Source organism: Pseudomonas sp. AC193, assembly GCF_979258075.1.
Map to the genome: position 1 here is coordinate 192,333 of NZ_OZ409832.1, position 18,365 is coordinate 210,697.

At 59.4% G+C, this 18,365-nt stretch carries 14 protein-coding genes; 2 read left to right on the forward strand and 12 right to left on the reverse strand.

Features of this window, described 5'->3' with window-relative positions; genetic code table 11:
- Together ACZZ0D_RS00930 and pilB are read right to left on the reverse strand one after the other, a co-directional pair.
- The gene (locus ACZZ0D_RS00930) at positions 1–1,218 is read right to left on the reverse strand and encodes a type II secretion system F family protein (protein ID WP_463552248.1); all 1,218 of its coding nucleotides are present in this window, start codon (positions 1,216–1,218) and stop codon (positions 1–3) included.
- A 2-nt stretch (positions 1,219–1,220) separates the two neighbouring features.
- Positions 1,221–2,918 carry a type IV-A pilus assembly ATPase PilB gene (gene pilB, locus ACZZ0D_RS00935; protein ID WP_401243677.1) on the reverse strand — a complete coding sequence of 566 codons (1,698 nt, stop codon included), beginning with the start codon at positions 2,916–2,918 and terminating at the stop codon, positions 1,221–1,223.
- A 226-nt stretch (positions 2,919–3,144) separates the two neighbouring features.
- On the opposite strand from pilB, the gene ACZZ0D_RS00940 reads away from it, so the two are divergent.
- Complete coding sequence (locus tag ACZZ0D_RS00940) at positions 3,145–3,585, forward strand: pilin (RefSeq protein ID WP_016986243.1); 441 nt, start codon at positions 3,145–3,147, stop codon at positions 3,583–3,585.
- 305 nt (positions 3,586–3,890) lie between these two features.
- Positions 3,891–4,247: a BON domain-containing protein gene (locus ACZZ0D_RS00945; protein ID WP_463552249.1), complete on the forward strand. Its 357-nt coding sequence runs from the start codon at positions 3,891–3,893 to the stop codon at positions 4,245–4,247.
- 287 nt (positions 4,248–4,534) lie between these two features.
- On the opposite strand, the gene ACZZ0D_RS00950 is transcribed toward ACZZ0D_RS00945, so the two are convergent.
- The 10 genes from ACZZ0D_RS00950 to ACZZ0D_RS00995 form a co-directional block, all read right to left on the reverse strand.
- Complete coding sequence (locus ACZZ0D_RS00950; protein WP_159815142.1) at positions 4,535–4,831, reverse strand: DUF2845 domain-containing protein; 297 nt, start codon at positions 4,829–4,831, stop codon at positions 4,535–4,537.
- Positions 4,831–7,782, reverse strand: coding sequence for a DUF748 domain-containing protein (locus ACZZ0D_RS00955; RefSeq protein ID WP_463552250.1), 2,952 nt, complete (start codon positions 7,780–7,782; stop codon positions 4,831–4,833). Before ACZZ0D_RS00955 ends, ACZZ0D_RS00950 begins: the two co-directional genes overlap by 1 nt.
- A 199-nt stretch (positions 7,783–7,981) precedes the next feature.
- Entirely contained in the window at positions 7,982–8,998 is a 1,017-nt protein-coding gene (locus ACZZ0D_RS00960; RefSeq protein ID WP_463552251.1) for a class I SAM-dependent rRNA methyltransferase, read from the reverse strand.
- Positions 8,999–9,137: 139 nt separating this feature from the next.
- Positions 9,138–10,010, reverse strand: a complete 873-nt coding sequence (locus tag ACZZ0D_RS00965; protein ID WP_463552252.1) for an oxygenase MpaB family protein — start codon at positions 10,008–10,010, stop codon at positions 9,138–9,140.
- Positions 10,011–10,061: 51 nt separating this feature from the next.
- Complete coding sequence (gene acs / locus ACZZ0D_RS00970; RefSeq protein WP_463552253.1) at positions 10,062–11,999, reverse strand: acetate--CoA ligase; 1,938 nt, start codon at positions 11,997–11,999, stop codon at positions 10,062–10,064.
- Between the two features lie 196 nt (positions 12,000–12,195).
- The gene (gene pgi, locus ACZZ0D_RS00975) at positions 12,196–13,860 is read right to left on the reverse strand and encodes a glucose-6-phosphate isomerase (RefSeq protein WP_053123903.1); all 1,665 of its coding nucleotides are present in this window, start codon (positions 13,858–13,860) and stop codon (positions 12,196–12,198) included.
- Between the two features lie 437 nt (positions 13,861–14,297).
- Positions 14,298–15,158, reverse strand: a complete 861-nt coding sequence (gene panC / locus ACZZ0D_RS00980) for a pantoate--beta-alanine ligase (protein ID WP_463552254.1) — start codon at positions 15,156–15,158, stop codon at positions 14,298–14,300.
- Positions 15,155–15,955 (reverse strand): 3-methyl-2-oxobutanoate hydroxymethyltransferase, encoded by an 801-nt coding sequence (gene panB, locus ACZZ0D_RS00985; protein ID WP_159815137.1) that lies wholly within the window; start codon positions 15,953–15,955, stop codon positions 15,155–15,157. Before panB ends, panC begins: the two co-directional genes overlap by 4 nt.
- A 388-nt stretch (positions 15,956–16,343) precedes the next feature.
- A complete protein-coding gene (gene folK / locus ACZZ0D_RS00990; RefSeq protein WP_463552255.1) occupies positions 16,344–16,829 on the reverse strand; it encodes a 2-amino-4-hydroxy-6-hydroxymethyldihydropteridine diphosphokinase in 486 nt (161 codons plus the stop codon).
- 4 nt (positions 16,830–16,833) lie between these two features.
- Positions 16,834–18,237: a polynucleotide adenylyltransferase PcnB gene (locus ACZZ0D_RS00995; RefSeq protein WP_053123896.1), complete on the reverse strand. Its 1,404-nt coding sequence runs from the start codon at positions 18,235–18,237 to the stop codon at positions 16,834–16,836.
- Positions 18,238–18,365 lie beyond the last annotated feature (128 nt).

The following is an 18,365-nucleotide window of genomic DNA, read 5'->3' on the forward strand; positions in this document are numbered from 1 at the left end:
TCAGATCGCTGAGCCGAGTTGAAAGATCGGCAAGTACATCGCCACCACCAGACCGCCAACAATCACCCCGAGTACCACCATGATGAACGGCTCCATCAGGCTGGTGAGGTTGTCGACCATGTTGTCGACTTCCTCTTCATAGAAACCCGCAACCTTGTCGAGCATCTCGTCGAGTGCACCGGACTCTTCACCGATCGCAGTCATCTGTACGGCCATGTTGGGAAAAATGCCTGTGGTGCGCATCGAAAAATTCAGCTGCATGCCGGTGGAAACATCCTGACGAATACGCAGAATCGCGCGCTTGAACACCACGTTGCCCGCGGCGCCAGCCACCGAGTCCAGCGCTTCAACCAGTGGCACGCCGGCGGCAAATGTTGTCGACAGCGTTCGGGCGAAACGCGCGACGGCGGACTTGTACATCATCGCACCCACCAGTGGCAGTTTCAGCAGCCAGGTGTCGCGCCGATCACGCAACGCCTGAGATTTTTTCAGCGCATGACGGGTGCCGAAAAACGCCGCGATCAGTAAGCCGAGAATCGCCCACCACCATTGCTGCATGAATTCTGAAAGGCTGATCACCATCAGGGTGAAAGGCGGCAGCTCAGCACCGAAACCGGAGAACACTGACTGAAATTGCGGCACCACTTTCACCAGCAGAATCCCGGTGACCACCGCAGCGACCAGCACCACGGCGGTCGGGTAGGTCATGGCTTTCTTGATCTTGGCTTTAAGCGCTTCGCTTTTTTCTTTATAGGTCGCGACGCGCTCCAGCAAGGTGTCGAGCGCACCGGACTGCTCGCCGGCGTCGACCAGGTTGCAATACAACTCGTCGAAATACTGCGGCTTTTTGCGGAGCGCGGCGGCGAAGCTGTTACCGGCAGCAACTTCCTGCTTCACCTCGTCGACCAGTTTGCGCATGGCCGGGTTATCGAAGCCTTCGCCAATGATGTCGAACGACTGCAACAGCGGCACGCCGGCCTTCATCATCGTTGCCATTTGCCGGGTGAACAGGGCGATGTCCTGCGCCTTGATGCGTTTGCCCAGACTCAGCCACGACACGGATTTTTTGCGCACCTTGCCCGGGTTGATCCCTTGTTTGCGCAGCTGCGCCTTGACCAGCGCCGGATTCTGCCCGCTCAGCTCGCCGGTAACTCTGCTGCCTTTGCGATCCGTGCCTTCCCAGGCATAGATGCTGATTTTCGCTGCCTTGACCGCCATGTTCAGTCCTTGGTGACCCGATTGATTTCTTCAAGGCTGGTGATGCCTTGCATGGCCTTGTGCAGACCCGAGGTGCGCAGGTCATCGAAGCCGTCGCGGCGCATTTGACTATCGATTTCCAGCGAGTTGCCTTCGGCCATGATCAACCGTTGCAGCTCGGGTGTGTTTTTCACCACTTCATAAATCCCCACACGGCCTTTATACCCGCCGTTGCAATGATCGCAACCGACCGGCTCGTAGATCGTGAAATGACCGATGCGTTCCTCGGGGAAACCTTCCTTGATCAGGGTTTCGCGGGGAATCTCGATGGGTTTCTTGCAGTGGCTGCACAATTTGCGCGCCAAGCGCTGAGCGATGATCAAGCTGACGGACGTGGCGATGTTGAAGCCGGGAATGCCCATGTTGTGCAGGCGCGTGAGGGTTTCCGCGGCGCTGTTGGTGTGCAGGGTCGAAAGTACGAGGTGACCGGTCTGCGCGGCCTTGATCGCGATCTCGGCGGTTTCCAGATCGCGGATCTCACCGACCATGATCACGTCCGGATCCTGGCGCAGAAACGAGCGCAATGCCTGAGCGAAGTCGAGGCCTTGGCGCGGATTGACGTTGACCTGATTGATGCCTTCCATGTTGATCTCCACCGGGTCTTCAGCGGTGGAGATATTGATATCGACGGTGTTGAGAATATTCAGCCCGGTATACAGCGACACGGTTTTCCCCGAACCGGTAGGGCCGGTGACCAGAATCATCCCCTGTGGCTGCTTGAGTGCGGCCATGTACAAGTCTTTTTGCGCTGGCTCGTAGCCGAGCGCGTCGATACCGATCTGTGCGCTGGACGGGTCGAGAATCCGGATCACCACTTTTTCACCCCACAGGGTCGGCAGCGTGTTGACGCGGAAGTCGATCGACTTGCTCTTCGACAGGCGCATCTTGATCCGCCCGTCCTGCGGTTTGCGCCGCTCGGAGATGTCGAGGCTGGCCATGACTTTCAGGCGCGCGGCGATGCGCCCGGCCAACTGGATCGGTGGTTTCGCCACTTCGCGCAGAATGCCGTCGGTGCGCACACGCACGCGGTAGTTTTTTTCATAGGGTTCGAAGTGCAGGTCGGACGAGCCGCTTTTGATCGCGTCGAGCAGCATCTTGTGCACGAAACGCACGACCGGCGCATCGTCGGCATCCGGGCCCATGCTCTCCTGTTTAGCATCGTCGATGGCCTCGACATCGAGGCCGTCGAGGTCGACGTCGGCCATGTCTTCGAGCCCCGAGGCATGGGTGTCGAAGAATTTTTCGATGGCATCGGTGAGCTTGTCGTCCTCCACCAGAATGGCTTCGGTGTTCAGCCCGGTGCTGAACTGAATGTCGTTGATCGCCTGATGATTGCTCGGGTCGGAAATGCCCACGAACAGTTTGTTGCCACGCCGCCACAAGGGCAGGGCGTGATGCTGGCGCACCAGTTTTTCGCTGACCAGGCCTTTGGGCTGGGTTTCCTTGTCCAGACAATTGAGGTCGAGGAACGCCATGCCGAAGTGTTCCGAAGCGATCTCGGCCACCTGCCAGCTCTTTACCAGTTTGTTCTGCACCAGGTAGCTGACCAGCGATAGCCGATTGCGCTGGGCCTGTTGCCAGGCTTGTTGGGCGCTTTTTTCCGTGAGCAGTTCGGCCTGCACCAATTGCTTGGCCAGACCGCTCAGAGCGATGTCATTCATGGGGATTCCGCACGCTTGCCGTTCATGACTTATAGCCTAGTCAACCGGCAGCGCCAAACATGCCGGGCGCAGGTGACAAAAAGTGTCAGATAGTGCGGTCAGAGGTTGTAGGAAACGGCGTCGCAAGCGCTGTGCGCCCAGCGTGCGGGGTCTGGCGGGCGTTGGCATGGGCTATGCTGCGTCCCTTGCAGATCATGAGATTTCGACTCATGCATGGAGCGTGTCTATGAAAAAACAACAAGGTTTTACGCTGATCGAACTGCTGATCGTAGTGGCGATCATCGGGATTCTGGCGACCATTGCCCTGCCGCAGTACACCAAGTATCAAGCGCGGGCGAAGGTCACGGCGGGTCTGGCGGAAATCAGCGCGCTGAAGATTCCGTTTGAAGACACGATTAACCAAGGGACTGACCCTAGCCTGACGAACGTCACCGGTAGCGCCACTTTCACCACCACCAACTGCGGCACGGTAGCGGCGTCGGGTACTGCGTCTTCCGGGGCAGGCAGTATCGTTTGCACACTCGCTAACGCACCAGCTCCAGTGCTGGGCAAAACGATCACGCTGACTCGCTCGTCCGGAACTGGCTCGGCAGCGGGCGTCTGGAGTTGCGCATCGACGGTCAACGCCGACTACGCGCCTAAAGGCTGCCCAGGTAGCGGCACTTAATAGAGATCCTACATTGACCTTCGACTGAAACATGCCCCGTTTACGGGGCATTTTCTTTGCCCGGCGATAAATAAAAGCTTCAATAATTTCAGCGTCTTAGGAACTTTCCAAAAAACCGCAACTTGCATGCGATTAATCTGCAAGTCATGCAAATTGCATGAATCCGGAAATTTACATTTTTGCTAAGCTATTGATTTATAAGGTTTATATGTCGTCGAAAAAGTTGGCACAGCGTTCGCAATGTATATGGCAACCCTGCTGACAAGACACGCAGCAGACTTTCCAGAAAAACAGGAGTTACTCGTATGAAGAAGTTCGCTATCACTGCCGCTGCTGCTACCGCGCTGACCCTGACCATGGCTTCCGGCGCATTCGCCCAAACCACTCAGACCTCCCAGGCTCCTATGACTCTGGCCGCCGGTGAAATGACCAAAGCTTCCGAAGCTACTTCCGATACCTGGATCACCACAAAAGTCAAAAGCGACCTGGTTACCGAAAAAGGCATCCCAGGCACTGACATCAAAGTAGAAACCAACAAAGGCGTTGTTTCGCTGTCGTCGACTGTAGCTGTCACCGAAGCTCAGAAAACCACCGCCGTTAACATCACCAAGAAAATCAAAGGCGTCAAAGCGGTCTCCGCTGACGGCCTGAAAGCCGAGTAAGGCTAAGGCTTCTCGCCTGAACCGGGAGAAGACGCGACAGGCGGGCCGAGCAATACGTCTGCCGCACCTTTAGAGTTCATGCGAACGGCCACACGGATGTGGTCATTACGGGCCCCGACACTTGTGTCGGGGCCCGTTCTATTTCAGGCGCAAAAATTTACAGGCCAATACAAAACAAAATGTGGGAGCGGGCTTGCTCGCGAAGGCGGTGTGTCAGCCAAATATGTATTGACTGATACACCGCTTTCGCGAGCAAGCCCGCTCCCACATGGGATCTGTGTTAGCGGTTAGTTACCGCGTTTGCTGGTGATCTGCCGCAGGCGGTTGCCTTCAAAGCGCAGGTATTGGTACATGCCGTTGTTCGGCCCGTACGTCCATTCCTCGACCTGAAACTCTTCACGCCGATTGGCGCTGCGCTTGTAACCCAGCGGATCGCGACCAACCGGTTCGCCGCACTTCTGCAGCACTTCGCTGGCGCGGTCGCCGAGGCTGACCAGTTGACTGCCGCAGCGCAACGTATCCGACGCCCAGACGTGGCTGGCAGCCAGCGTCAGGGCGATCGCCGCCAGCCACTTGCCTGTCATTACTCGGCGTCCAGATGCAGCGGCGTGATCACCCGACCATCGCTTTCAGCCTGACCGAGATTGGCGTCGATGAAGTACACGCGGTCATCGGCCAGTTGGCCTTTGTCGACCAGATAATCCTTGATGCTGCTGGCGCGATCCTGACCCAACTGACGCAGCAACACGTCGCTGCCACTCCAGAACTTGATCACGCCTTCGCGCATTTTCGCCGTGCGTTCTTCCTTGCCCAGATCCTTCCATTCAGCCGGCGGCTGGGTTTTCAGACGGGTGCGATAAATGCCTTCGAGCAGCGGGCCTTTTTCGCCTTCCGGCACTTCGATCAAAGATGCTTGAGCCGGGACTTTATCGCCACGGCGCTGGAGCATTTTGTAGTAGTTGTACTGATATTCACGTTCCAGACGCTGCTCGGCGATCAACGGACCATCGCTGCTTTGCGCGGCGGTGCCTTCGATTTCCAGACGCAGGGCAGGGCGTTCTTTCAGCGCTTGCGACAGCTTCACCAGCGCGCCTTCGGCGTCTTTGCTCAACTCACTGGAGCCCGGCGCGAACGACACGGTGCCGAGGTCTTCGGAACCGCCACCGCTGACCAAACCGCCAATCAGCTTGAACGGCGCCGCTGCGGCTTTGACGATCAGGTTGCGCAGGGTCTGCCAGACAATCGGCATCACGCTGAACTGCGGGTTGTTGAGGTCGCCGGTCACCGGCAATTCGATGGAAATTTTGCCGTCGACGTCCTTGAGCAGCGCAATCGCCAGTTTCAACGGCAGGCTCACGGCGTCCGGGCTGTCGACCTTCTCACCGAGCTGCAACTGTTCGACCACCACTTTGTTCTCGGCTTTCAGCTGGCCTTTGGTGATCAAGTAATGCAGGTCGAGATTGAGCCGGCCCTTGCGGATCCGGTAACCGGCGAACTTGCCGGAATACGGCGTCAGCGTGGTCAGCTCGACGCGTTTGAAACTGGTGGCGATGTCGAGGCTGGCCATCGGGTCGAACGGGTTGACCGCACCCTTGATGGTCACCGGTGCATAGCGGTCGACCTTGCCCTTGATGTCGACGCTGGCCGGTTTCGCCTGACGGCTGTCGATGGTGCCGATCTGACCGTTCAGTTGTTGGATCGCAGTGGCGAAGTTTGGCGTCAGGCTGAAGTCGGCGAAGTTGGCCGAGCCGTCATTGATCGCAATGCCGCCGATATGAATGCCCAGCGGCTTGTCCTTGCTGGCCGGTTTCGCCGCAGCGGATTTCGCGCTGCTGTCGGCCGGTTGCGGGATCAGCAGATCGTCGATGTTGGTGGTGCGATCATCGTTGATCATGAAGCGCGCATACGGCTGGAACAGGTTGACCTTGTCGATCGACAGGCTGTCACCGTGCTGATAATTCAGGCCTTCGACCACCACTTGCTGCCACTTGAGAAAGTCGCGGGTTTTCAGGGTGTCGAGGGTGTGCAGTTGATCGATCTGCGCGCGGCCGGTCACGCTGAGGGCCAGCGGCTCGGTGCTCTTGAGGTTGACCTTGAGGTCACTGCCGAGCATGCCGCTGCGCAGTTCCAGACGAATAAACGGGTTGATGTAGGACTGTGCGACACGCAGGTCGATGTCCTGGGTTTTCACATTGAGCTGGGCGTTGACCGGCGCCAGATTGACCGTGCCGTCGGCGCTGAGCTTGCCTGATTTGCCCACGCCGCTGTCGAGTTTGACCTTGAAGGGCGAGCCGTTGAGGCTGTCGAAATCCTGCAGATCAATGTTCAGCGGCGTGATATCCAGCGCCACCGCAGGCGTGGCGGAACGGTCGGCGAGGTGAACGGTGTAGTCGCGCAGTTGCACGTCTTTGAGCAGCACTTGCCATGGCTTGCTTGGCGCCGTCGGTTCAGCTTTCGGCGAATCGGCAGCGGCCGGTGTGCTGGCCGGTTCGGCGGCGGCTTTGGCGGCGGGTTTTGACGGTTGGCTGGCGAACAGTTTTTGCCAGTCGAGCTGGCCGTCAGCTTCGAGAGCGGCCCAGGTTTCCAGTTTCTGGCTGCGGATCTTGCCGACCACCACGTGTTGCTTGGCCAGATCGATGCTGGTGTCGCTGACGTCGAGGCGCTCAAGCTTGGCCAGCGGGCGGCCATCCGGAGCGCTGATCGCGAACGGCGCGATGCTGACGTTGACGTTGTTCAGCAGCAGTTCGGTTTCTTTCGACAGGTTGAGTTTGTATTCGGTGCTGAGGCTGACCACGCCGTCGTTGAGTACCAAAGGCACCGAGTCACGCACGTAAGGCCAGAAGGCTTTCATCTTGCCGTCGGTGACTTTCAGGGTGCCTTCGGAAGTGAACGGGATCAGGCTGAAATTGCCGCTCCAGTCGATTCGTCCGCCGGCCGGGCCGATCGCGACGAGGGTCATGTCGGCGCTGTCTTCGGGCAGGGTGCTGAGGTTTTTCAGTTCGAAGCTGAGGTCGTCGTAAAGGAATTCAATCGGCTCGCTTGGGCGCACGTCCTGAAAGTGCACGATGCCGCTGGCCAGTTTGATGTTGTCGATGCGCAGCGGGAACGGTTTGGCGTCGGGATCGGCCGGAACCGGTTCGCTGGCCGGCACGTTGAACAGGCCGAGCAGATTGAGCTTGCCGTCTTTGGCGAAGAGGATTTCGGTCTTCGGCTTGTCCAGTTCGATGTTCGCCAGATGCAGGGCTTTGGTCCACAGACTGTCGATTTGCAGGTCGGCGTACAGGCGTTCGAAGCCCACCTGCTCTTTGCCCGGTTCACCAATAACCAGGCCCCATAAGGTGACCTCAAGGCTGAACGGGTTGAGTTCGATGCGCTGGATATGCGCCGGCACCGTGGCGTAATTGGCCAGTTGCTGGTTGGCCACTCGCAGGGCAATGCCCGGCAAAATCAGAAACCCCAGCAGGCTGTAGAGGGCCAGCGCAGTCAACAAGGCGCCAATCGCGCGAATCAATCCTTTGGTCATGTGCGGCTTCATCTGTCTGAATCGAAGTGCCTTGGAGTATGGCACGCGAATCTGGTTCCGAAGTACATCGCATGGGTCAGGATTGTTCAGATTTGTCTGGAAATATGCACGACTGTGTAGGAGCTGCCGAAGGCTGCGATCTTTTGATCTTGTTTTAAAAAAAGACAAAATCAAAAGATCGCCGCCTTCGGCAGCTCCTACAGGGATCTTCTTATAGCTGCAGGATCAGGGTTTTCAGTGGCGGTTGCTGATCCATGGACGGAAAGTCTGCCCCCGGGGTCATCACGCTCCACTCACGCACCGGGCGGCCGGCCTTTTCGGCGCAGCGCAGGACTTGTTCGCGCCAGTCGTCCATGCTGACTTTCGCCAGATTGTTGCAGCAAATGAGTACGCCGTTGTCGGCGGTGGTCAGCAGCGCGGGTTTGAGCAGGCTTTGATAATCGCGCAGCAGGTCAACGGTGCCGAACGCGCTCTTGGCCCAGGCCGGCGGATCGAGCAGCACCAGATCGTACTGCCGCTGTTCGAGGCGCTGGTAGCTTGGCAGTTTCTGCCCGCGACGCTGGCTGATCGGCAGGCCGGCGAGTTGGCGGATGGCCGGGAAGTAGTCGGACTGTATGAATTGCATCTCGGGCAATTGCGGGTTGAGCAGACCGTTTTCGCGACCGACCGCCAAGTTACCTTCGGCGAAATCCAGATTGCACACTTCACGGGCGCCACCGGCTGCGGCACTGAGGCCGACGCCGCAGGTGTAGGCGAACAGGTTGAGCACGGATTTGCCTTTGGCGTGCTCCTTGACCCAGCCACGCGTGTTGCGCAGGTCGAGGAACAGCAGCGGATCCTGCCCGGCGTGGCGCCCGCGCACGCGGTAATTGAGGCCCCATTCGTGACCGACCAGATCAACCAGTGCGGCGTCTTCGGCTTTGTAGACGCTGTCTTCACGGTCGATGCGCGAGTTGCCACGGGAGCGGCCGTTGTAGACCAGCAAGGTTTCCAGGCCCAGGGTTTGATTGACCATCGCGTGCAGTTGCAGCAGGTCATCGCGTTCCAGCGTCTGGTGAAAACTCTGCACCAGCAGTTGCGGGCCGTAGCGGTCGATGGTCAGACCGCCGGCGCCTTCCTGGCTGCCGTGGAACAGCCGATAGCAATCGGTGCCTTGGCTGTGCAACACAGCGAGCAAGTCCTGGCGTTGATCGAGGGCGGCGCGCAGCGCCTGATTCAAGGAAGACATGCATGCGCCTTGCTGGAGAGAATTGGGGCGCGGGAGTTTAACAGCTTGGCGAGTAACCGAGTTAAGCCCTTCGCGAGCAAGCCCGCTCCCACATGGGAACGCATTCCAAATGTGGGAGCGGGCTTGCTCGCGAAGCTTTTCAGGTCGGCAGGCCCATACGACGTTTGGCTCTCTGCACCGAACCATTGCGCATCGCCCAGCGCAGCATCGGTGCGCTGCGTTTGACGCTGGCGCGAATCAACTGGCGTTGCAGCGAACTCTGCCGCACCTCGAGCATGTCGCTGGCCCAGTTCGGCAGTAGATCAATGCCAGCCTTCATCATCAAATCGCCAAACGGTCGCGCCAGAACACTCGGCGCCGGTGCGGCCAGCAGTAAACGCAAAACCTCGCGGCTGCGTTCATCGCACAGCAATTGCGGGCGCAGGCGTTGCAGATAATCGGCCACGGCCTGCCGCGACTGGGGCACATCGCGTGCGCCGAGTCGCTCGGCAATCACCGCGATCTCGGCGTAATAACGATCCTGATCAGCCAGCGACAACTGCGGGTTGCGATAGCGCAAATGCGCCGCCAGAAAGTTGCTGACCTCGGCCACATGCACCCACGTCAGCAAGTCCGGATCACTGGCCGCATAAGGCCGGCCGTCCGGTGCGGTGCCCACCACTTGCAGGTGAATGGTGCGGACTTTCTCGATCAACCACTCGGCATCCCGCCGCGAGCCAAACGTGGTGCCGGAGACAAACTGGCTGGTACGCCGCAAGCGCCCAAGCATGTCCTGACGAAAATTCGAATGATCCCAAACCCCGGCGAGCGCCAGCGGATGCAGGGCTTGCAGCAACAACGCGCTGATACCGCCGATCAACATGCTGCTGAAATCGCCGTGCACCTGCCAACTGACCGAGTCGGGGCCGAACAGGCCGGGATCGCCCTTGGGGTTTTCCAGATCGAGCTGGCCGAGGGACAACCCGGTCAGGCTCATGAGTTGGTTTTCGATGCGACTGCGGATGAATTCCATGACCACTCAGTGAAGAAGGGCGGGCGCGGCCGGTTGACCGCGCCCGACGTGTTACTGATTGAGGCGCTTGTCGATCAGGCCTTGCACCACGCTCGGGTCGGCCAGGGTCGAAGTGTCGCCGAGGCTGTCGAGTTCGTTGCAGGCGATCTTGCGCAGGATGCGGCGCATGATCTTGCCTGAGCGGGTTTTCGGCAAGGCCGGCGCCCACTGGATCAGATCCGGTTTGGCGAAGCTGCCGATTTCCTTGCTGACGTGGGCGAGCAATTCTTTCTTCAGTTCGTCGTTGGGCACGGTGCCGTTCATGGGCGTGACGAAGGCATAGATGCCCTGACCTTTGACGTCGTGCGGGTAACCGACCACGGCGGCCTCGGCGATGCTGTCGTGCAACACCAAGGCACTTTCCACTTCAGCGGTGCCAATGCGGTGGCCGGACACATTGATCACGTCATCGATGCGGCCGGTGATCCAGTAATCGCCGTCCTCATCGCGCCGCGCGCCGTCGCCGGTGAAATAGTAGCCGGGGTAGGGTTTGAAATAGGTGTCGACCATCCGTTGCGGGTCGCCATAGACGCTGCGAATCTGCGCCGGCCAACTGGATTTGATCGCCAGCACGCCGCTGCCGGCGCCTTGGATTTCCTTGCCTTGCTCGTCGAGCAACACCGGTTGCACGCCGAACATCGGCTGTGTGGCACAGCCCGGTTTGATCCGCTGCGCACTGACCAGCGGGCTGAGCATGATGCCGCCAGTTTCGGTCTGCCACCAGGTATCGACAATCGGGCAGCGCTGTTCGCCGACCACGTTGAAATACCATTCCCACGCTTCCGGGTTAATCGGCTCACCGACGCTGCCGAGTAATCTGAGGCTGGCGCGCGACGTTTCCTGCAACGGTTCGGCGCCTTCGCGCATCAATGCGCGCAGGGCGGTGGGCGCGGTGTAGAAAATGTTGACCTTGTGTTTATCGATCACTTGCCAGAAGCGTGAACTGCTCGGATAGCTCGGCACGCCTTCGAACATCAGCGTGGTCGCGCCATTGGCCAGCGGAGCGTAGACGATGTAGCTGTGGCCGGTGACCCAGCCGACGTCGGCGGTGCACCAGAACACTTCGCCGTCACGGTAATCGAGCACGTATTTGAAGGTCATCGCCGCTTGCAGCAAGTAGCCACCGGTGGTGTGCAGCACGCCTTTGGGTTTGCCGGTGCTGCCGGAGGTGTAGAGGATGAACAGCGGATCTTCGGCGTCCATCGGTTCCGGCGGGCAATCGTCGCTGACGTCGCGCACGGCCTGGTGATACCAGAGATCGCGACCTTCGACCCAGTCGACCTTGCCTTGAGAGCGTTCAACCACCACGACGGTGCTGACGTCCGGGCAACTTTGCAGGGCTTTGTCGACGTTCTGCTTCAGCGGCACAAACTTGCCACCGCGCACACCTTCGTCGGCGGTGATCACGGTGCGGCAGTCGGCATCGAGAATGCGATCACGCAGGGAATCGGGGGAGAAGCCGCCAAACACTACCGAGTGCACCGCGCCAATCCTCGTGCAGGCGAGCATCGCGTAAGCAGCTTCGGGGATCATCGGCATGTAAATGCACACCCGGTCGCCTTTTTTTACGCCACGGCTTTTCAGCACGTTGGCCAGGCGGCAGACATGGTGGTGAAGTTTTTTGTAAGTGATTTGTGCCGATTCGGCGGGGTCGTCACCTTCCCAGAGCAGGGCGGTTTGATCGCCGCGTTGTTCGAGATGGCGGTCGATGCAGTTGTAGCTGACGTTCAGTTGGCCCCCGGCAAACCAGGCGGCTTCACCGGTTTTCAGGTCACAGCGCTGAACGGTCTGCCACGGGGTGCTCCAGTCGAGGAAGCGCGTGGCTTGCTCGGCCCAGAAGGTGTCGGGGTGTCCAATGGATTCGCGGTACAGGCGCCGATAGTCATCCTGACTCAATTGCGCAGCCCGGCGGACGGCATCGGCTTTGGGGAACGTGCTGATATCGAACATGACGGTTCCTTATTCTTGTTGTGCGAAGAATAAAGATGCGCCGAGCGATGCGGAGGTTCAAGTCATGCGCAAAACAACTGTGGGAGCGGGCTTGCTCGCGAATGCGGCGTATCAGTCAACAAAGTGCTGAATGACACAGCGCATTCGCGAGCAAGCCCGCTCCCACAGGGGAACAGCGTTGGCCCTTAGGCCACTATCACCCGCGGTGACGACCGCGGAAGTAGTTGATCAGGCCTTGGGTGGACGGGTCGTCAGCGGTGGTTTCATCGCTGCCCACCAGACGATTGTAAACGCCTTTGCCCAGTTCCTTGCCCAACTCCACGCCCCACTGATCGAAGGCATTGATGCCCCAGACCACGCTCTGCACGAACACTTTGTGTTCATACATCGCCACCAACGCGCCGAGACGACGCGGGCTGATGCGTTCAACGACGAGGGTGTTGCTCGGACGGTTGCCCGGGATCACCTTGTGCGGTGCGAGTTTGTGCACTTGCTCTTCGCTCATGCCTTTTTCGCGCAACTCGGCTTCTGCTTCCGGCAAAGTCTTGCCGAGCATCAGCGCCTGGCTTTGCGACAGGCAGTTCGCGTACAGCCACTGATGGTGATCGGCGACCGGGTTGAAGCTGACGATCGGCACGATGAAATCGGCCGGGATCAGTTGCGAACCTTGGTGCAGCAACTGGTGGTAAGCGTGCTGGCCGTTGCAGCCGACGCCGCCCCAGATCACCGGGCCAGTATCGGTCGACACCGGGGTGCCGTCCTGACGCACGCTCTTGCCGTTGGATTCCATGTCCAGTTGTTGCAAGTGCTTGGTGATGTTGCGCAGGTAGTGGTCGTACGGCAGGATCGCGTGGCTTTGCGCGCCCCAGAAGTTGCCGTACCACACACCCAGCAAGCCCAACAGCACCGGCATGTTCTGCTCGAACGGCGCGGTCTGGAAATGCTGATCCATGGTGTAGGCACCGGACAGCAATTCCTTGAAGTTGGACATGCCGATCGCCAGCGCAATCGGCAAACCGATCGCCGACCACAGCGAGTAACGACCGCCAACCCAGTCCCACATCGGGAAGATGTTTTCTTCACGAATACCGAACGCCACAGCCGCGGCGTTGTTGCTCGAGACGGCGATGAAGTGGCGATACAGCTCGGCTTCCGAACCGCCCTGCGCCAGATACCAGGCACGTGCGGCCTGAGCGTTCTTCAGGGTTTCGAGGGTGTTGAAGGATTTCGACGAAACGATGAACAGCGTGGTCTCGGCGCGCAGTTTCTGCGTCAGCTCGTGGAATTCGCTGCCGTCGATGTTTGCCAGATAGTGGCAACGTACGCCTTTCTGCGCGTACGACAGCAGTGCTTCGGAAACCAGCTCAGGGCCGAGGAACGAGCCACCGATGCCGATGTTGACCACGTCAGTGATCGGCTTCTCGGTGTAACCGCGCCACAGACCGTCGTGGATGCGGCCCACGAGGTCGGTGATCTGGTTCAGTACTTTGTGGACTTCCGGCATCACGTTGACGCCGTTGACCGACAGCTTGTCGCCCACCGGGCGGCGCAGGGCGGTGTGCAGCGCCGGGCGGCCTTCGGAGGTGTTGACGATTTCGCCTTCGAACAGCGCTTTGATCGCGCCCTTCAGATCGACTTCATTGGCCAGACCCACGAGCAGATTGCGGGTCTCGGCGTTGATCAAATTCTTCGAATAATCGAGAAACAGGCCGCAGCTGCTGAGGGTGAACTGATTGAAGCGCTGCGGATCGGCGTTGAAGGCCTCGCGCATGCTGAAATCCTGCATGGCTTGGCGGTGATCTTTCAACGCTTGCCAGGCGGGCAGAGCGGTAACGTCTTGAGGAGTGAGGTAATACGCCATCGCTGCGGTTTTCCTTTTTACTTGAACGGCTTCTGAACACGGATCAGACCGGCGCGCCATGTTTGGGGGCGCGGTCAACTGCGTCTACACGATTTATCGACGCAGGGCGAATACAGTAAACCTCGCGCTGCGATCTGTCTTGACTTCTTCTGACCTGATCCCTGTACTTTTTTAACATTCAATACAGGGAGTGGCCGACAAACGGAGGGGGAGGGCGAGGTCGGGCAAGCTGAACCTCCCGGGTTGGAATCGGACGGCGGGCAGTGTGCCCGAAGGCTCTGGGGGCGGCAATACAGCTGATATGCAATCGTTCATGCGCCGAAAACCACTGTGGGAGCGGGCTTGCTCGCGAAGGCGTCGTATCAGTCGACATGTTGGTCAACTGACAGATTGCATTCGCGAGCAAGCCCGCTCCCACAAGGGGGATTGCGGTGTTTTTAAGAGGGGGTGTCGAGATTCAGGTGCAGGTTGTCGATCAATCGCGTAGTACCGAGGAACGCGGCCAGCAGAATCACCAGATCACGGTCTTCAGCCGTCGCCGGACGCAACGTCAGCGCATGGCGGATTTCCAGGTAATCCGGACGCAGGCCCGCCGCTTCCAGCTGTTGCAGCTGGGCACTGATCAGCGCCGGGAAATCACGCTCGCCTTGCTTGATCGACTCGGCAATATTGCTCAGCGTGCGATAAACCACTGGGGCTACCGCGCGTTGTTCCTCATTAAGGAAGCCGTTGCGCGATGACAGCGCCAGACCGTCCGCAGCGCGTACGGTCGGTTCGCCGATGATCTGGATCGGCATGTTCAGGTCATGCACCAGCGCGCGGATCACCGCCAGTTGCTGGAAGTCCTTCTGACCGAAAATCGCCAGATCCGGCTGCACCATGTTGAACAGCTTGCTGACCACGGTCGCCACACCTTCAAAGTGTCCCGGACGGCTGGCGCCGCACAGGCCTTCGGACAGTTGCGGCACGCTGACCCGGGTCTGTCCGGCCATGCCGTCGGGGTACATTTCCTCAACGGTCGGCGCGAACAGCAGGGAGCAACCGGCTTCAAGCAGTTTTTCCTGATCCGCCGCGAGGGTGCGGGGGTACTTGTCGAGGTCTTCACCGGCGCCGAATTGCAGCGGGTTGACGAAGATGCTCGCCACCACGAAGTCCACGCGTTGCGTGGCTTTGGTCACCAGGGCGACGTGGCCGCTGTGCAGGTTGCCCATGGTCGGCACGAAGCCGATGCGCTTGCCTTCACTGCGCGCGCGGGCGACGGCGGCGCGCAGTTCGCGTACGGTTTTTACGGTGTTCATGCAGAGAATCCGTGTTCGATGCCAGGGAACGTGGCGGCTTTGACTTCACTGACGTAAGCCTTCAATGCGGACTGGATGTTGTCCTGGTCGTGCATGAAGTTTTTGACGAATTTCGGTACGCGACCGGTGATCGACAGACCGAGCATGTCGTGCAGCACCAACACCTGACCGTCGGTATCCGCGCCGGCGCCAATGCCGATAACCGGAATTTTCACCGCCTGGGTGATTTCCGCAGCCAGTTCGCTTGGCACGCATTCGAGCAGCAGCATGGACGCGCCGGCCTGCTCCAGCGAGATCGCATCGGCACGCATCTGCCGCGCCTGGTTTTCGTTGCGGCCCTGCACTTTATAGCCACCAAGGATGTTCACCGCTTGCGGGGTCAGGCCCATGTGCGCGCACACCGGCACACCGCGTTCGGCGAGCAGACGAATCGACTCCGCCAGCCACAGCTGACCTTCGACCTTGACCATGTGCGCACCGGCCTGCATCAGCATGGCGCTGTTCATCATGGTTTGTTCGAGGGTGGCGTTGGCCATGAACGGCAAGTCAGCCAGGATCAGGGCGTCGGTGTTACCGCGTTTTACGCACGCGGTGTGGTAGGCCATTTCTGCGGTGGTCACCGGCAAGGTGCTGTCGTGACCTTGCAGCACCATGCCGAGGGAGTCGCCCACCAGCAGCACTTCGACACCGGCTTCGTTGCAGGCGTGGGCGAAGGTCGCGTCATAGCAGGTCAGCATGGTGATTTTTTCACCTTTCTGCTTGAGGCTCTGGAGCGTGGTCAGGGTGATGGCTGGCATGTAAAAAATCCTCGTTCAGGCGCTCTGGAAACTACTGCGAGTAACGCGCGTGATTCTTCATTTACTCAGGCGCACGCTCTTTTGTCGTGCTTATAAGGCCTGGATTGCGCCCGTATGTGCCGGGTTGGCGGCAGCGGGACGCCTATAGTCGTGAGGAGAACCGAGGAAGTCAATTGCGTGTGTTACCGCATTGTTACGAGGCGAGTGTTACCGGCGTTACTGATGCGATTCAGCGGCGCGGCGGGCCTGATTCGAGGAGTTTTTGTCCGACAATAAATCTGAATATAGAAGGCCATTCCCTGTAGGAGCTGCGGAACGCTGCGATCTTTTGATGTTGCTTTTGAAGATCAAAAGATCGCAGCGTTCCGCAGCTCCTACAAGGGATTGCTTAAGCTTGGGGCAGGCGTTCGAGGCCGATGAACGGGCAGGCGGCGAGCAGGTCGGCCAGGGTGCGGCCGTCGGGCAGATGAAGATCCGCCGGCGCCAGTTCGGCAAGCGGATACAAGACGAACGCGCGTTCCTGAATCTGGTAATGCGGGACTTTCAGCCGTGGCTCGTCGATCAAACGATCACCGAACAGCAGAATATCCAGATCCAGCGTACGCGGGCCCCAGCGTTCCAGACGTTCGCGGCCCTGATCATTCTCGATCGCTTGCAAGGCATCGAGCAACTGAATCGGGGAGAGCGAGCTGTCGAGCGCTGCAACCGCGTTGGTATATCGCGGTTGGCCCGGCAGCAATGAATCGCTTTGATAAAAGGCAGAAACGCCAGCGACCAGGGTTTGCGGCAATTGCCCCAGCGCCTCGACGGCGCTGCGCAATTGTTCGGCGGGGTCAGCGAGGTTGCTGCCCATGCCGATGTAGATGCGTTCCATGCTTTTACTCGCCGGTCGAAGCGCTCGGGGCGCCGGCGCGTTTGCGCTTGGAACCGCCGCTGCGGCGACGTTTGCGTGGTGCGCCGCTGGCGTCATCACCTTTGCCGCTGAGGTCGCGAATCATGTCGCGACGTTCGCTTTCGTTGGCGTCCTGATAATCCGTCCACCATTCGCCGAGGCCGTCAGTCTCTTCGCCGGCGCTTTCACGCAACAGCAGGAAATCGTAACCGGCGCGGAAACGCGGATTGTCCAGCAACAGGTCGGCGCGTTTGCCGCTGCGGCGTGGCAAGCGTTCCTGCATGTCCCAGATCTCGCGGATCGGCATGGTGAAACGTTTCGGAATCGCGATGCGCTGGCACTGTTCGGCGATCAGCTCGTGGGCGCCTTCCTGCATCGCAGGGATCGGCGGCATGCCACGTTCTTGCAAGCGCAACACGCGGGCCGGCAGAGCTGGCCACAGCAGCGCGGCGAACAGGAACGCCGGGGTCACCGGTTTGTTCTGCTTGATGCGCAGGTCGGTGTTGGTCAGCGCTTCGCTGATCAGCGTGTGGGTGTATTCCGGGTTGTGTTCCAGTGCATCGGCACTGGCCGGGAACAGCGGGGCGAACAGTTGCAGATCGACCAGCATTTCGAAGGTGATCGCGCCGTGTCCCGAGAGGAACAGCTTGAGCACTTCTTCGAACAGACGCGCCGACGGGATCTCGCGCAGCATCGGTGCCAGTTCGCGGATCGGCTGCACGGTGTGCTTCTCGATGCCGAAGTTGAGCTTGGCGGCGAAACGCACGGCCCGCAGCATGCGCACCGGGTCTTCCTGGTAGCGCTGCTTCGGATCGCCGATCAGACGGATCAGGTGATTGCGGATGTCGTGTACGCCATTGGCGTAATCGAGAATGCGCTCGCTGACCGGATCGTAATACAGGGCGTTGATGGTGAAGTCGCGGCGTTGCGCGTCTTCTTCCAGCGTGCCGTAAACGTTGTCGCGCAGAATCCGCCCGCTTTCGTTACGCGAAGACTGATTGCTGTCTTCGTCGTCTTCATTGACCGGGTGATTGGCGCGGAAGGTCGCGACTTCGATGATTTCGCGACCGAAATGGATATGCACCAGTTTGAAGCGACGGCCAATGATCCGCGCATTGCGAAATTCGGCACGGACTTGCTCAGGCGTGGCGCTGGTGGCGACGTCGAAATCCTTGGGCGTGATGCCCAGCAGCATGTCACGCACGCAACCACCGACCAGATAAGCCTGGTAACCGGCACCTTGCAGGCGTTCGACAATATTCACCGCATAGCGGCTGAACTGCGTTTTCTGCAGCGAATGTTGACCGCTGTTGAGCACTTCAGGGGTGCTACGGATGTGTTGCGTACGACGCACGGGAGTTCGGAATGACTGGAACAACTTCTTCAGCATGGGATGCACTGTTTGAAGGAATGTTCGGCCATACCAAAGAATGACCGCATGATGGGCGCAGATTCTAGCATTTAGTCGGGGGATGGTGTAGGAGACAGCAGCTTCGAGCTGAAAGCCGCAAGCTACAA

Coding starts and splice junctions, on each gene's coding strand:
- ACZZ0D_RS00995 (WP_053123896.1), bottom strand. CDS start 18,237: ATGCTGAAGAAGTTGTTCCAGTCATTCCGAACTCCCGTGCGTCGTACG.
- pgi (WP_053123903.1), bottom strand. CDS start 13,860: ATGGCGTATTACCTCACTCCTCAAGACGTTACCGCTCTGCCCGCCTGG.
- ACZZ0D_RS00930 (WP_463552248.1), bottom strand. CDS start 1,218: ATGGCGGTCAAGGCAGCGAAAATCAGCATCTATGCCTGGGAAGGCACG.
- ACZZ0D_RS00965 (WP_463552252.1), bottom strand. CDS start 10,010: ATGGAATTCATCCGCAGTCGCATCGAAAACCAACTCATGAGCCTGACC.
- ACZZ0D_RS00955 (WP_463552250.1), bottom strand. CDS start 7,782: ATGAAGCCGCACATGACCAAAGGATTGATTCGCGCGATTGGCGCCTTG.
- ACZZ0D_RS00960 (WP_463552251.1), bottom strand. CDS start 8,998: ATGTCTTCCTTGAATCAGGCGCTGCGCGCCGCCCTCGATCAACGCCAG.
- panC (WP_463552254.1), bottom strand. CDS start 15,158: ATGAACACCGTAAAAACCGTACGCGAACTGCGCGCCGCCGTCGCCCGC.
- pilB (WP_401243677.1), bottom strand. CDS start 2,918: ATGAATGACATCGCTCTGAGCGGTCTGGCCAAGCAATTGGTGCAGGCC.
- ACZZ0D_RS00950 (WP_159815142.1), bottom strand. CDS start 4,831: ATGACAGGCAAGTGGCTGGCGGCGATCGCCCTGACGCTGGCTGCCAGC.
- ACZZ0D_RS00940 (WP_016986243.1), top strand. CDS start 3,145: ATGAAAAAACAACAAGGTTTTACGCTGATCGAACTGCTGATCGTAGTG.
- panB (WP_159815137.1), bottom strand. CDS start 15,955: ATGCCAGCCATCACCCTGACCACGCTCCAGAGCCTCAAGCAGAAAGGT.
- ACZZ0D_RS00945 (WP_463552249.1), top strand. CDS start 3,891: ATGAAGAAGTTCGCTATCACTGCCGCTGCTGCTACCGCGCTGACCCTG.
- acs (WP_463552253.1), bottom strand. CDS start 11,999: ATGTTCGATATCAGCACGTTCCCCAAAGCCGATGCCGTCCGCCGGGCT.
- folK (WP_463552255.1), bottom strand. CDS start 16,829: ATGGAACGCATCTACATCGGCATGGGCAGCAACCTCGCTGACCCCGCC.